Source organism: Glaciimonas sp. PAMC28666, assembly GCF_016917355.1.
Lineage (GTDB): Bacteria > Pseudomonadota > Gammaproteobacteria > Burkholderiales > Burkholderiaceae_D > Glaciimonas.
Genome location: NZ_CP070304.1, coordinates 3,134,810 through 3,147,712, shown reverse-complemented (window position 1 = coordinate 3,147,712; position 12,903 = coordinate 3,134,810). Strand labels below are relative to the sequence as shown.

At 52.9% G+C, this 12,903-nt stretch carries 12 protein-coding genes and 1 tRNA gene; 10 read left to right on the top strand and 3 right to left on the bottom strand.

Features of this window, described 5'->3' with window-relative positions; translation table 11 throughout:
• The first annotated feature begins 146 nt into the window (after nt 1–146).
• Complete coding sequence (locus JQN73_RS13540; RefSeq protein WP_205319412.1) at nt 147–1,043, top strand: AEC family transporter; 897 nt, start codon at nt 147–149, stop codon at nt 1,041–1,043.
• Here JQN73_RS13540 and queG read toward each other — a convergent pair.
• A complete protein-coding gene (queG, locus tag JQN73_RS13535) occupies nt 1,040–2,113 on the bottom strand; it encodes a tRNA epoxyqueuosine(34) reductase QueG (protein WP_205323360.1) in 1,074 nt (357 codons plus the stop codon). The genes JQN73_RS13540 and queG overlap by 4 nt on opposite strands.
• Before the next feature lie 134 nt (nt 2,114–2,247).
• Between queG and tsaE the strand changes: the two genes are divergently transcribed.
• Complete coding sequence (gene tsaE / locus JQN73_RS13530) at nt 2,248–2,733, top strand: tRNA (adenosine(37)-N6)-threonylcarbamoyltransferase complex ATPase subunit type 1 TsaE (RefSeq protein WP_205319411.1); 486 nt, start codon at nt 2,248–2,250, stop codon at nt 2,731–2,733.
• Nucleotides 2,697–4,052: an N-acetylmuramoyl-L-alanine amidase gene (locus tag JQN73_RS13525; RefSeq protein ID WP_205319410.1), complete on the top strand. Its 1,356-nt coding sequence runs from the start codon at nt 2,697–2,699 to the stop codon at nt 4,050–4,052. The genes tsaE and JQN73_RS13525 overlap by 37 nt, the downstream gene beginning before the upstream one ends.
• Nucleotides 4,053–4,164: 112 nt before the next feature.
• Here JQN73_RS13525 and JQN73_RS13520 read toward each other — a convergent pair whose 3' ends face one another.
• On the bottom strand, nt 4,165–4,815 hold the full coding sequence (locus JQN73_RS13520) for a VTT domain-containing protein (RefSeq protein ID WP_205319409.1): 651 nt from the start codon (nt 4,813–4,815) through the stop codon (nt 4,165–4,167).
• Between the two features lie 318 nt (nt 4,816–5,133).
• Between JQN73_RS13520 and mutL the strand changes: the two genes are divergently transcribed.
• The 6 genes from mutL to JQN73_RS13490 all read left to right on the top strand — a co-directional run bounded on the left by mutL (nt 5,134) and on the right by JQN73_RS13490 (nt 10,681).
• Nucleotides 5,134–7,020: a DNA mismatch repair endonuclease MutL gene (gene mutL, locus JQN73_RS13515; protein ID WP_205319408.1), complete on the top strand. Its 1,887-nt coding sequence runs from the start codon at nt 5,134–5,136 to the stop codon at nt 7,018–7,020.
• A 140-nt stretch (nt 7,021–7,160) separates the two neighbouring features.
• Nucleotides 7,161–8,132 (top strand): tRNA (adenosine(37)-N6)-dimethylallyltransferase MiaA, encoded by a 972-nt coding sequence (miaA, locus tag JQN73_RS13510; RefSeq protein WP_205319407.1) that lies wholly within the window; start codon nt 7,161–7,163, stop codon nt 8,130–8,132.
• Nucleotides 8,133–8,209: 77 nt separating this feature from the next.
• A tRNA-Met gene (locus JQN73_RS13505) sits at nt 8,210–8,286 on the top strand.
• 543 nt (nt 8,287–8,829) lie between these two features.
• Nucleotides 8,830–9,165 carry a hypothetical protein gene (locus JQN73_RS13500; RefSeq protein ID WP_205319406.1) on the top strand — a complete coding sequence of 112 codons (336 nt, stop codon included), beginning with the start codon at nt 8,830–8,832 and terminating at the stop codon, nt 9,163–9,165.
• Between the two features lie 639 nt (nt 9,166–9,804).
• On the top strand, nt 9,805–9,999 hold the full coding sequence (locus JQN73_RS13495) for a hypothetical protein (protein WP_205323539.1): 195 nt from the start codon (nt 9,805–9,807) through the stop codon (nt 9,997–9,999).
• Between the two features lie 481 nt (nt 10,000–10,480).
• The gene (locus JQN73_RS13490) at nt 10,481–10,681 is read left to right on the top strand and encodes a hypothetical protein (protein WP_205319405.1); all 201 of its coding nucleotides are present in this window, start codon (nt 10,481–10,483) and stop codon (nt 10,679–10,681) included.
• Between the two features lie 157 nt (nt 10,682–10,838).
• On the opposite strand, the gene JQN73_RS13485 is transcribed toward JQN73_RS13490, so the two are convergent.
• Complete coding sequence (locus JQN73_RS13485; RefSeq protein WP_205319404.1) at nt 10,839–11,735, bottom strand: SDR family oxidoreductase; 897 nt, start codon at nt 11,733–11,735, stop codon at nt 10,839–10,841.
• A 130-nt stretch (nt 11,736–11,865) separates the two neighbouring features.
• On the opposite strand from JQN73_RS13485, the gene JQN73_RS13480 reads away from it, so the two are divergent.
• Nucleotides 11,866–12,837, top strand: a complete 972-nt coding sequence (locus tag JQN73_RS13480; RefSeq protein ID WP_205319403.1) for an AraC family transcriptional regulator — start codon at nt 11,866–11,868, stop codon at nt 12,835–12,837.
• Nucleotides 12,838–12,903 lie beyond the last annotated feature (66 nt).

Here is a 12,903-nt window from a genome sequence, read left to right as displayed (position 1 = left end):
ATTCAAATCGTTATAATTTGACCATTGCCATTTTTGACAGGTAGACTTGCTCGTTCACACCAATCTCACTTTATTGTCCGGACTGAAATACAAATAACGCACCGCTCAGGCGCATTTACCGTCGTCCTACATTAACTCTTTCATTCATGTACATCATCAATCTGCTGCTTCCCGATTTCACTCTGATTCTGCTCGGCGTCATCCTGCGGCGCACCACCGACTGGGGCGATGCTTTCTGGACCGGTGCCGAGAAGCTGGTGTATTACCTACTGTTTCCGGCTTTGCTGTTTTATTCCACTGCGCGCACGCCCTTGCATTTTGAGACAACTGGAAAAATGCTGATGGTGGGATTAGCCTCCCTCGGCGCGGCCATTATCATGACGTGGATCGGCAAGCCTTTTTTGAAGGCGACGCCGATGGATTTTGAATCCGGGATGCAAACCGGTTACCGTTTTAACTCCTATATGGCATTGGCGCTGGCATCGCGCATGGCGGGCGAGGAAGGGACTGGCTATATGGCGTTGTTGATTGGGTTCGGCGTGCCGCTGTGCAATCTGGCTGCGGTGCATTCACTGGTGCATAAGAATGGCGGCTTGTTGAAGGAACTGGCTAGAAACCCCTTGTTGGTCGCGACGGGTTGCGGCCTGTTATATAGCTTGTCGGGCCTGCCCATGCCGGATGTGGCCGGTGCGGTGTTGTCGCGTCTGGGTAATGCCGCGCTGGCCATGGGCTTGTTGCTGGTGGGCGCTGGTTTGCGCCTTTCTGGTGTACATCAGGCCAAGCTGATGACCGGATTTTTTATCGCCGTTAAATTACTGGCGTTACCGGCGGTGGCCTTGTTACTCGGACGTTGGGCCGGATTGGGCACTCTGCAATTACAAATAGTCGTGTTGTTTTGTGCGCTGCCGACGGCATCCAGCTCGTATATTCTGGCGGCACGGCTTGGCGGCAACGGGCCCTTGGTAGCGTTTATCATTTCTGCCGGTACTGTGCTGTCGATGCTGACTTTGCCGTTATGGTTAGGCTTATTACACTATAACTAAACCGCGTGTTGCTCCAGCGCCCATGCGACGTGCTCCCGAACAAGTGCGGATGGATCGTCAGCCCGCGCTTGCAATGCAGCGATGATTTCCACCGCATTCACGCCGGCTGCGGCTGTATTTCCCAAACCCACCGCAATATTACGTAGCCATCGCTCATGTCCTATCCGGCGAATCGGGCTGCCTTGCAAGCCCTCGTTAAATTGCGCTTCGGTCCAGCTAAACAGTGTAACTAATGAAGCGTTATCGAGGCCGTTGCGAACATCGAAATCATTTAACGTGGAAGGCTGGGCAAATTTATTCCAAGGGCAAAACAGCTGACAATCGTCGCAGCCGTAGACCCGATTGCCGATTAGCGAGCGAAACTCCAGAGGAATGCTGCCTTTTAATTCTATTGTCAGATAGGAAATACATCGCCGGGCATCCAGCGTATATGGGGCAATAATTGCTTTGGTGGGGCACACATCGATACACGCGCTGCATTGACCGCAATGCGCAGTGACCGGCGCATCGGTTGGTAGCGGTATATCAGTGAGCATTTCGCCTAAAAAAAAGAGCGACCCGGCTTCTCGATTTAACAGCAGCGTGTGCTTCCCACGCCACCCTAACCCCGCTTTTTGTGCCAGCGCAACTTCCATTACCGGCGCTGAGTCGGTAAATACGCGATAACCGAACGGTCCGATTTCTGCCGCTATGCGATCAGCCAGTTGCTGCAGGCGGGAACGCAATACCTTATGGTAATCGCGGCCTCGCGCATACAAAGACACCGTGGCAGAATGGCTGGCATTCGGATGAAGCCGATTTTTCTCCCGCTGCCGCCACGCTGCATCGCTGTCCTGCGGCAAGTAATCCATCCGCACGCTGATCGACCGAATCGTGCCCGGCACCAATTCTGCCGGTCGTGCACGCTTCAATCCGTGGGCTGCCATATAATCCATCTCACCATGATAGCCGTGCGCAAGCCAGGCTTCGAAGCCTGCTTCTTGCTGCGACAGATCGACGTCGGTAATCCGCACGTCAGCAAAGCCCAATTCCCGCCCCCATGCCTTGATGGTGACGGCAAGCGCAACCATTGCAGTACGGTTATGATCGCGGCTATGTTCGCGGGCATGATCACCGTAGCTACCGCTGGGACTATCGACTTCAGTAAAATGGGATGGCGACATCGGGACATCAACTCTTTAATGACATAGGACTAATTTACGAGATGCAAGACTACACCTTCCATCTACATGACGAAGCAGGTACTTTGGCCCTCGGTGCAGCATTATCGCGGGCGCTGGTCGCTGGACTGAGCATTTATTTGCACGGCGACCTCGGAGCCGGCAAAACGGCGCTGACCCGCGCCTTGTTGCATGCCGCCGGCTATACCGGTCACGTCAAGAGCCCAACTTATACGCTGGTTGAACCTTATACCGTCAATATTAATCAACAACTGGTCGAAGTGATGCATTTTGATCTGTATCGTATGGGAAGTCCGGAAGAATTTCTGGAAGCTGGTTTCCGCGAGCATTTTAATGAAACCAATATCTGCATCGTCGAATGGCCGGAAAAAGCAGAAAATATATTGCCAACACCCGACATAAACGTCATTCTCAGCGTCTCGGGAGATGGCCGTGATGTAAAATTGTGCGGCGCAACTGATAAAGGTAATCAATGTCTCGCTCGACTGAAATTTGCACCAAACCTCTAAAATCCAAAAGCCGTCGTACCATCCTTAAAGCGGGCGGAACGCTACTTATATCAGTGGTCGCGCCCCTGACCTCGCAATCAGCACGCGCGGCACAAATTCTTGCGGTGCGGGTATGGCCTGCTGACGACTATACGCGCGTCACGCTAGAAAACGATGTCGAGCTAAAAGCGACCCATTTCCTGGTGCAAAATCCTGCCCGGATGGTCGTTGATATCGAGGGAATTGAACTGAATCCGGCCCTGAAAGAACTGGTTGCCAAGATTCAATCCAACGATCCTTACATTAAACAGGTTCGGGTCGGTCAAAATCGCCCGAATGTGGTCCGCCTGGTGTTCGATCTGAAAGATCAGGTCGTGCCGCAAGTCTTTACATTGGACCCGATTGGCAACTACAAATATCGTTTGGTATTCGATTTGTATCCGTTGGTGCCGCCAGATCCGATTGCGATGATGATCCAGAAGGGTGAATGGCCAACCGCTGAGCCGGGTGAAATCGTACCGCCAGTCGCGGTCACCAAGCCAGTGCCCTTGCAACCGCCACCAGAACCACCACCGGTGGCAAGGGTTGATCCCAAAGCGGAGCGAAAACTTGAGAAATCGCCAACCATGACGCGCATGATCACCATCGCACTTGACCCCGGTCATGGCGGTGAAGACCCTGGTGCAACCGGCAGTCGCGGTAATCATGAAAAGGATATCGTCCTCTCCATCGCCAAACGCCTCAAGGCCAAAATTGAGCAGCAACCGAATATGCGGGTCATGCTGACGCGTGATGCCGATTTCTTTGTCCCCCTGGGAATGCGTGTGCAAAAGGCCCGTAAAGTTCAGGCTGACCTATTCGTCTCCATTCACGCCGATGCCTTCGTAACACCAACTGCGCGTGGTTCATCCGTGTTTGCCTTGTCTGAAAAAGGTGCCACCTCGACTGCGGCACGCTGGATGGCCAACCGGGAAAACGCTTCGGATTTGATCGGTGGGGTAAATATCAAAAGTCATGACAAGCAACTTGCCAGCGTTCTGCTCGATTTGTCCACCACGGCACAAATCAACGACAGCATGAAACTTGCCAGCGCTGTATTGGGTGAAATTGGCGGTATCAACAAGCTGCACAAAGGATCGGTTGAACAAGCCGGTTTTGCGGTATTAAAAGCGCCCGATATCCCGAGCATTCTGATTGAAACCGCCTTCATCTCCAATCCGGAGGAAGAAGCCAAACTGACTGATAACGCCTATCAGGACAAAATGGCGGACGCGATATTAACCGGCATCAAGAAGTATTTCTCACACAACCCGCCGTTGTCGAAGAATCAGATGACCTGACCCTGCAGGGGCTTAGTTCTGCTCACCGCAAAGGGTGCAGGACCAAAACGTGAAAAGGGCAGCACGCATATCAGCGTCCTGCCCTTTTTATACTTTAGACCGGCGGTAAGGCTTACGCCTGCTGCCTTCTGAACTTGCGATACAATTTCCAGATTCCACCCAATGCCACCGGGATGATCGCCGCTCCAACGCCGAGCAAGACAATCGTATTTAAATGATCACGAATGATAGGCATGTTTCCAAAGAAATATCCTGCCGATACCAAGCCCACTACCCACAACAACGCACCAACAATATTAAATAACTGGAATTTCGAAAACGTCATCTTCGACACGCCAGCCACGAATGGCGCGAAAGTGCGCACGATGGGAACAAAGCGCGACAAAATGATTGTTTTACCGCCATGATGCTCGTAGAAAGCATGTGTTTTTTGCAGTGCATGTTGGTCCAGCCATCGATAATCATGGGAGTATACTTTTTCCCCTATCTTGCTGCCGATCCAATAATTCAGGGTATTGCCGGTGGTTGCAGCGAGGATCAGCAAACCCATCAGCGCCCAGATATTCATTTCGCCCATCGCGCAAAATGCGCCGCCGATAAACAGCAAAGTGTCCCCCGGCAGAAATGGAAATACCACCAAGCCCGTTTCGCAAAAGACAATTAAAAACAACACCATGTAGATTAAGGTGCCATATTCCTTAATCAAGAATCCTAAGGATTTGTCGACGTGCAAAATCACGTCGAGGAATTGCATAAAGTCCATAACTCTCCTAATGGTTGCGCGAAATAATACACTACCCGGTCCGCCGAAAAAGCCAATATTAATAAAAAAAACCGCTTACGGATTACCAGTAGACGATCGTTCATGCGCGAAAAGATCGACAATCAGCCGCAGCTGAAACTCTCTTACCGGTCTGCGCCGGTGAAAGTCAGAATAAACCCACGTTTGTGCCCACAGCGGACCGACAAAGCCCTATTAATGACGTTTGCACAACATTGCATCATTATTAAAAAACCGAGAAAAAATAAGAACCCTTACTCCAGACAAGAATCAGGCCCGGGGGTTCGGTATAATCGATAAATGAATGCACCATTGCCCTCCCTTCGCCCTATCCAAGCTCTTCCTGACAACCTTATTTCGCAGATTGCCGCGGGCGAGGTAGTGGAAAGGCCATCCGCAGTTGTTAAAGAACTATTAGAGAACGCGCTAGATGCCGGGGCAACCCAGATTACCGTGCGCCTCGAACAAGGCGGCATCAAGCGCATTTCGATTACCGACAACGGACGCGGCATTTCCCCCGAACAATTGCCGTTAGCCTTGGCGCGCCATGCCACCTCAAAAATCACATCGCTGAACGATCTTGAGAATGTCGCAACGCTTGGTTTCCGCGGTGAAGCACTCGCCTCGATTGCCTCAGTGTCACAAATGACACTGACGTCGCGCACAGCCGAGGCGGCCCACGCGTCCGAAATCGATGGCAGCACGCTGGTAGTGACGCCCTCCTCCGGCGGACACGGCAGCACGGTCAATGTGCAGGATTTATATTTCAATACCCCCGCGCGCCGCAAGTTTCTGAAATCCGACCAAACTGAATATGGCCATTGCGGCGAAGTGGTACGCCGTATCGCATTGTCACGCCCCGATGTCGCCTTCTCGCTGACACACAACGGTAAAACCGTTGATCACTGGATGGCGACCGAAGGCGCAAAACGCAGCGCCACTATATTAGGCAGCGAGTTCGCGGATGCCAGATTAGCGCTGGACGAAAGCGCTGGCACTCTGCGCCTGCATGGCTTCGTCGGCCTGCCGACTGCCTCCAAAGCGCGTGGGGACGCGCAGTACTTTTATGTTAATGGACGCTTCGTGCGCGATAAGGTGCTGATGCATGCGGTCCGCGCCGCCTATCAAGATGTATTGCACGGCGATCGCTTTCCGTCTTATGTGCTGGCATTGGATCTCGACCCAGCGCTAGTCGACGTTAACGTTCATCCCTCCAAAATCGAAGTCCGATTTCGCGATAGTCGATCGATTCACCAATTCATTTATCACGCAGTCAATCGGGCGTTGGCACTCACTTCGGCAACATCATTCGGCACCACGCCCGCACCGATACCTGCACCAAGTGGCGCAATGCCCTGGATGCGCGGCTCCGCCGAACACCTGCAGGCTATTTTGCAACCGCAATCGCCACTGCTTACCCAGCCGCAGCCCCAGCCACATCAACAAACGACGTTTGGCGGCCAATTTAGGGGAAATACACCTGCCGGTGTGGCGCAATCGGCCGCGCAATACGGTGCGTTGTTTGGTGGCCCAACCTCCATTTCGCCCGCTACGACTCCCAGTTTTGGACTGCCAGGCTCGTCCCAGTACAACGCCCACGATGAATTTCCACTCGGGTTTGCGCTGGCCCAACTGCACGGCATCTACATCCTCGCGCAAAACGCCAAGGGATTGGTGTTGGTCGACATGCATGCCGCGCATGAGCGGATTTTGTACGAACAGCTCAAAGATGCGCTGGATGACAACGCCATGCAGGTCCAGCCATTACTCATTCCCGTCACATTTTTTGCCGATGGCGTAGAGGTCGGCACCGTCGAAGAAAACCAGGAGATTCTGCACGCACTCGGCTTCGATATCGCAGCAATGTCGCCGACCACACTCGCCGTGCGTGCCATACCCGCGTTGCTAAAAAATGCCGACGCCCAAACGCTGGCAAGAGACGTGTTGCGCGACGTACGCGAATATGGTGGATCGCGGGTATTGGTAGAACGCCGCAACGAAATGCTCGGCACCCTTGCCTGTCACACCGCCGTGCGTGCCAACCGCCACCTGACCGTGCCAGAAATGAACGCATTGCTACGCCAGATGGAAGCCACCGACCGCGCCGACCAGTGCAATCATGGCCGCCCCACTTGGAGCCAACTGGCCATGTCCGATCTGGATAAACTCTTTTTACGCGGACAATAGCGCGGGAAACAGCGCGCACGATATCAACCGAAAATAGCAAGCGAAAGCATTGTGCGCAAACACATGGCCTACAGGCATTCAAGGGCACAGCAACACCGCCTGCTGAATGCGAACAATAACGTCACTCGAATCCCCAAAGCATGCATTCATCCGCACCAAAACTTCCGCTCGTGGTCGCCATCATGGGACCCACCGCTTCTGGCAAAACAGCCGCAGCGCTCGAGATCGCCCGCCATATTCCCTCCGAAATCATCTCGGTCGACTCCGCGCTGGTCTATCGCGGCATGGATATCGGCACCGCCAAACCGACAACCGCGGAACGCGCCGCCGCTCCGCACCACCTGATTGACATCATCGACCCCGCGCAGTCGTACTCAGCCATGCAGTTTTGTGACGACACGCTGGCGTTAATCGCGCAAATTCATGCCCGCGGCAAGCTCGCACTGATGGTCGGCGGCACCATGCTCTACTTCAAAGCACTGCGCGACGGACTCGACACGCTACCGCAAGCCGACCCGGCACTGCGCGCCCGCCTGGACGCCGAAGCCGCCATCATTGGCGTCCCCGGCATGCACGCAAAATTAGCGTTACTCGACCCGGTCACCGCAGAACGCCTGAAACCGAACGATAGTCAGCGTATCCAGCGCGCCCTCGAAATTATCGAACTCAGCGGCCAAACCATGTCATCGCTGCTGACCAACAAGCCACCGCCGCAACTCCCCTTTGAGACATTACCCATTGCGCTGGAACCGTCCGACCGCAGCGTTTTGCACGGCCGCATCACCCAACGCTTCGATCTGATGCTGGATAGCAACGGCGGCGGACTGGTCGCCGAAGTTGAAGCGCTGCGTGCGCGGGGCGATCTGCATCTCGGATTACCGTCGATGCGCTGCGTCGGCTATCGCCAGACCTGGGAATATCTCGACGGCCATTACGATTTCAATGAAATGCGCGAAAAAGGCATCATCGCCACGCGCCAGCTAGCCAAACGCCAACTAACATGGCTACGCGCAATGCCCGACCGCATCGTCATCGATTGCATCGGCAATAACGTTGCCAAGACGGTATTGGATACAGTTATTGAAGCCCTTAACGAAAACGAGCGCAAATAAGTCTAAAATTACCAAAATCAGCCCCCCAATTCTCTTGACAACAATCGGGATGATAGATCATACTAGCGGGCTTCTTTGGTGATATAGCTCAGTTGGTTAGAGCACAGCACTCATAATGCTGGGGTCGGTGGTTCAAATCCACCTATCACCACCATGAACATGTTCCAGCTAGTCTGGGACGTACAAAAACCCGCATTTCTCCTCGTGAGCGTGCGGGTTTTTTGTTTTCAATTCGCTTGATTTGCATGCGGTGCCTTGATCCAAAACGACCGAGCGCCAGTCGAGCTTTGGTACACAACAGCGTACCAACTGCTAAATTAATTTATTAACCATCATTAATTAACGTCCTTGCGCAATCCTACTGAATTGCGTTATTACTTTTTCTATTCTGTTCTTCTCCGTTTTTACTGTGATTCATCACGTAGAAAAACCTCCAAATCAGCCTCCGTAAAGCCGGTTTCTTCGCTCCCGATCAAACTCCTTCAAATCAAAATCGTATACCTTTCCCAACATCAATACTTCCACGAACTATTGATCGCTAATAAACATAAAGAAAACCATGGGGATGTGCCGCGTATCACATCTCGACTGCATCTGGCTCATGTAGAATTTCTTGAAAGAAATGTAAGCTTCGTCTCTTCCGTGTGTATAGCGCCGGGAGAAGCTGAATATTGAAATGATTTATAGGAAACTGATAATGATCATCAGGGATGCCCCTCAAATGTTCACTGACAACGGCGGTGGTTACGACATGACTCCAGCGGGGCTATTGTTGCTTCTTGGAAATATGTTTTATAGTGACGATCCCGCTTTGACAGGAGATGCTAAAACGCGGACCGGAATATTTATAGACGACGTGCTCCAGGCCGCGCTCGAAGGTGGTTTCAAACATACCGACATTTTTATTACTATGTTAACCCGCGAGCAGCGATCCCCTGGCTTAAGTGCGATGGCTCAGGCAGCGAGCGATGCAGCTGGTGCCCAGGCAAACTCGACTGCGATGAACCGATGGGAGTTCCAAGGAGCTCAGTAGACGTTCTCAATAACTGAAGGCGATTCGATAATCGGCTCAGTCGCTTGCTTTACCGTAATAAGGGGCCGTGAGGAGGTCTCATTACAATTTTAATTTCCGAAGCATTGACCGTTTAAGTGTTGCCATCAAGAACGATCACAACAGTTTTTAAAGTATCCCCTCATCATATTGCTGTTGCACCACGCCGCCCGAAAAGCGCATACGTTTTGACGCTAGGCCAGCCTCCGTCGAATTCGCAGAGCGGGGGGACCTTATCCGATTCATTGCTAAAGGTTTTTTAATACAAGATAAAACCCACCATTAGGGGGTGTATTCATTTCAACCGCACTGAAATTATCAGTCGACTAATTGACCTTGCAAAGCCGCACACCGCCGCTGCGAAGTAGGCGTAAAACTTTCATGATTTTTTGGCGCACACTCGGCCGTTCGTTAATCATTAAATCTCCAATGCGAAACAACTCTTGCGGTTAACTTCCCGGCAGAAGATTTTATTACTTGCTTCTCTTGTTACGGACCAAATGGCACGCATGCGCCGCGGTGAGGTCAGGACACACATCTATTGCAGAAGATTGACTCTTTCTTGTGAACCGAATAACAAATCCAGCGTCGAACAACTATAGACAACTCTTTGGAGTCATCATGAAACGTCTTTCTATTTTGCTGGTGTTGGCCGCCCTTCTGGGAGGATGCGTTGCGGAACCGTGGGGGCCGGGCGGCGGAGATTATAATCACGGCGCAGGCGGAGATTATAACCACGGCGCAGGTGGAGATCATGATCAGGGCAGAGACCACCATAGCCCGGACCAAGGTCCTAGCGAAGGCGGCTACCGCTAGCGCATTACGAGTGGTTTTTTCAAAAACCCCTCAATAAGCCGGGCGTCAAAAGGTCCGCAAAGTACTAAAAAGCTGCAACGTTGCGGACTTCGACTTCTGAATTGGTGCTGGTATGTTTCCCGACCGCCAGCCCCGGTAGTGCGTCTAAGCGCAAGCAGGGCTGAATAATAACCAATGTGCATTACAGCCCCATGACACGACCCTATGAAAAATGGCATCCGGCGGGCATATGGCGGTATTTTTTATTAATAAGCGCTAAGAAACGTTGCGGGATTGAGGTTTCCGGGCAAAAGACCTTCATTGCGTTGTTCTCCTTTCGACAACCGGCCCCAAATTTTATTGTTTTTTAGAAGGCATCGCTTTAGCCCGCCACTTCGCCCAAAAAGTATTCATTTCCATAGCGCAGCAAAAAATCTCTGCAACCCCGGAAGACTTCGCTTGTCCAAACTTATATCGACAACAATAAATGGAGGTGATTACTATGCATCAACATGTAGATTGGAAGGAAGCACCGAAAAGTGCGCGTTGGTGGGCAATTGACGCCAACGGTTATGCTCACTGGTTCCTTACTCCGCATGTGGTGAGTTTTACCGATTTTTGGTTTGCGGAGGAAGTACCAGCGCCTACCTTTGGCTATCGGGACGTCTGGCAGAAGAGTCTTACGGAGCGCCCTCCGACGTAACAATGAGGGAGGCGCTATCGGATACGCGTCGAACACTGTCGCCTATGATCTGGCGACAGGGGCAAATTTTTTAACACCCTAGCCTAATGCAATCAACGCGATCAATCTAAATGCGTTAGTACCAAATACGTTGATTTACGTTGATTCAATACCTCGCTCAAGCCTCAAAATAGCCCGGACGGTCAAGATCCTTAATCAGCCCCGGATGCCTTGGCTGCCATCCCAGCAGATCCCGCGTTCGCTGACTGGAAGCCGGGCAGTTGAGTCCGGCAAAGGCGGCGATCCAGCCAAAATGATTGACGGCTTCTTCCGATGACAGGGATACAACGGGTAAATTGAGGCGACGTCCGATCACTTCCGCAATCTCCTTAAACGTAACACCTTCATCCGCCACGCCGTGATAACGGCCTCCTGCACCCAATTTCTCCAGCACAAGTCGGTACAAATGGGCGGCATCGAGCCGGTGCACGCCGGGCCAGCGGTTGAGACCGTCGCCGACATACGCCGACATACCCTTATCACGCGCAAGCCCGATCAGCATCGGAACGAAGCCGTGGTCACCGTCACCATGGACCGAGGGAGAAAGGCGCACCACCGACACGCGTACGCCCTTTGCCGCTACCGAGCGCGCCGCCTGCTCTGAAGCGATGCGGGGAAGCGCGTCGACATCGGGCACCGGATTATCCTCTTCTGTGGCAAGGCGATCCAATTTCAGGAGCGCAGTGCCAGAGGTGACAATTAACGGCCGATCAGAACCGACGAGCGCGTTGCCTAGCGCCTCTATGGCTTGCCGATCCGTCTCGCAGACTTCCTTGAATTTGGAGAAGTCATGAATGAAGGCGGTATGAATGACCCCATCGGAAAGGGCAGCGCCACTGCGCAAGCTTTCCAGATTCTCAAGATCACCTTGATGAACCTCGGCACCAGCGGCGATAAGAGACTTGGCGGCCGCGTCTGAGCGCGCAAGTCCTAACACCTGATGACCCGCATTAATAAGTTCCTGCACGATGGCAGAACCGATAAAACCTGAAGCACCAGTAACAAAGACACGCATCGCAACTCTCCTTAAATTTACCGCATGGCCGTGACCGCGTTGGCAGCCGTTTTAAGCATGATAAGGGTTTGAATGAATACGATCTATGCTGTAGAGTCCATATTATCTTTGCAATCGTCCTGAGTTAACCATGGATCCACTGTCAGATGTGTTAGCGCTGTTGAAGCCGCGCAGTTATAAGTCAGGTGGTTTTGATGCCGGTGGAAATTGGTCAGTCCAGTTCCTCCGGCATGAAGGCATCAAATGTTACGCCGTGGTTTCTGGCACGTGTTGGCTGGCCGTCGAAGGTGTTCCCGAGCCGGTGCAGCTCAAGCCCGGCGATTGCTTTCTGCTCCCCAGCGGGCGGCCTTTCCGCCTGACCAACGACATGGGCCTGACGCCCGTCGACGCCATGGCCATTTTTGCGCCGGCACGCGATGGTGGCATCGCCGTATGTAATGGCGGCGGCGATTTCTTTCTGGTGGGCGGCCATTTCATCCTCACCGGCAATCACGCCAATATTTTGCTCGGTGCATTGCCACCGATCGTGCATATCCGCAAAGATTCCGACCGGGCCGCGTTGCGCTGGTCTCTGGAGCGGATGATGCAAGAGCTGCGCGAGCGGCAGCCGGGCTACTTTTTGGTGGCACAACACCTTGCGCAGTTGATGCTGGTGCAGGCCCTGCGGCTGTATCTGGCGGATGGGTTGAGAGGGGGCATTGGATGGCTGTTTGCCCTGGCAGATAAACAGATGAGTGCAGCCATCAATGCCATGCACCACGATCCGGCGCATCGCTGGACGTTACAGGCACTGGCGGAGTTGGTTGGCATGTCGCGCTCCAGCTTTGCCCTGAAATTCAAAGAGACGGTCGGGACCTCGCCGATGGAATACCTGACGGGTTGGCGCATGCTGCTGGCCGGAGACAAAGTGGTCAATTCAGGTGATCCTGTATCGGTCATCGCCTTATCGCTCGGCTACGAATCGGAAAGCGCCTTCAGCACAGCGTTCAAGCGCGTCATGGGTTGTTCGCCGAGGCAATATCGTCGTGGCGGACAACCTGTTTCTGCTGTTTCTGCTGCTGGCGTTTTGCCGCAAGAAGTTCTCCTTGCTACGCATTCCTGAGCGGAAAGTTATTCAGCACTGACTTACTTCAAAACAAGTACTAGCAGAACGCAAATGCCAACATAG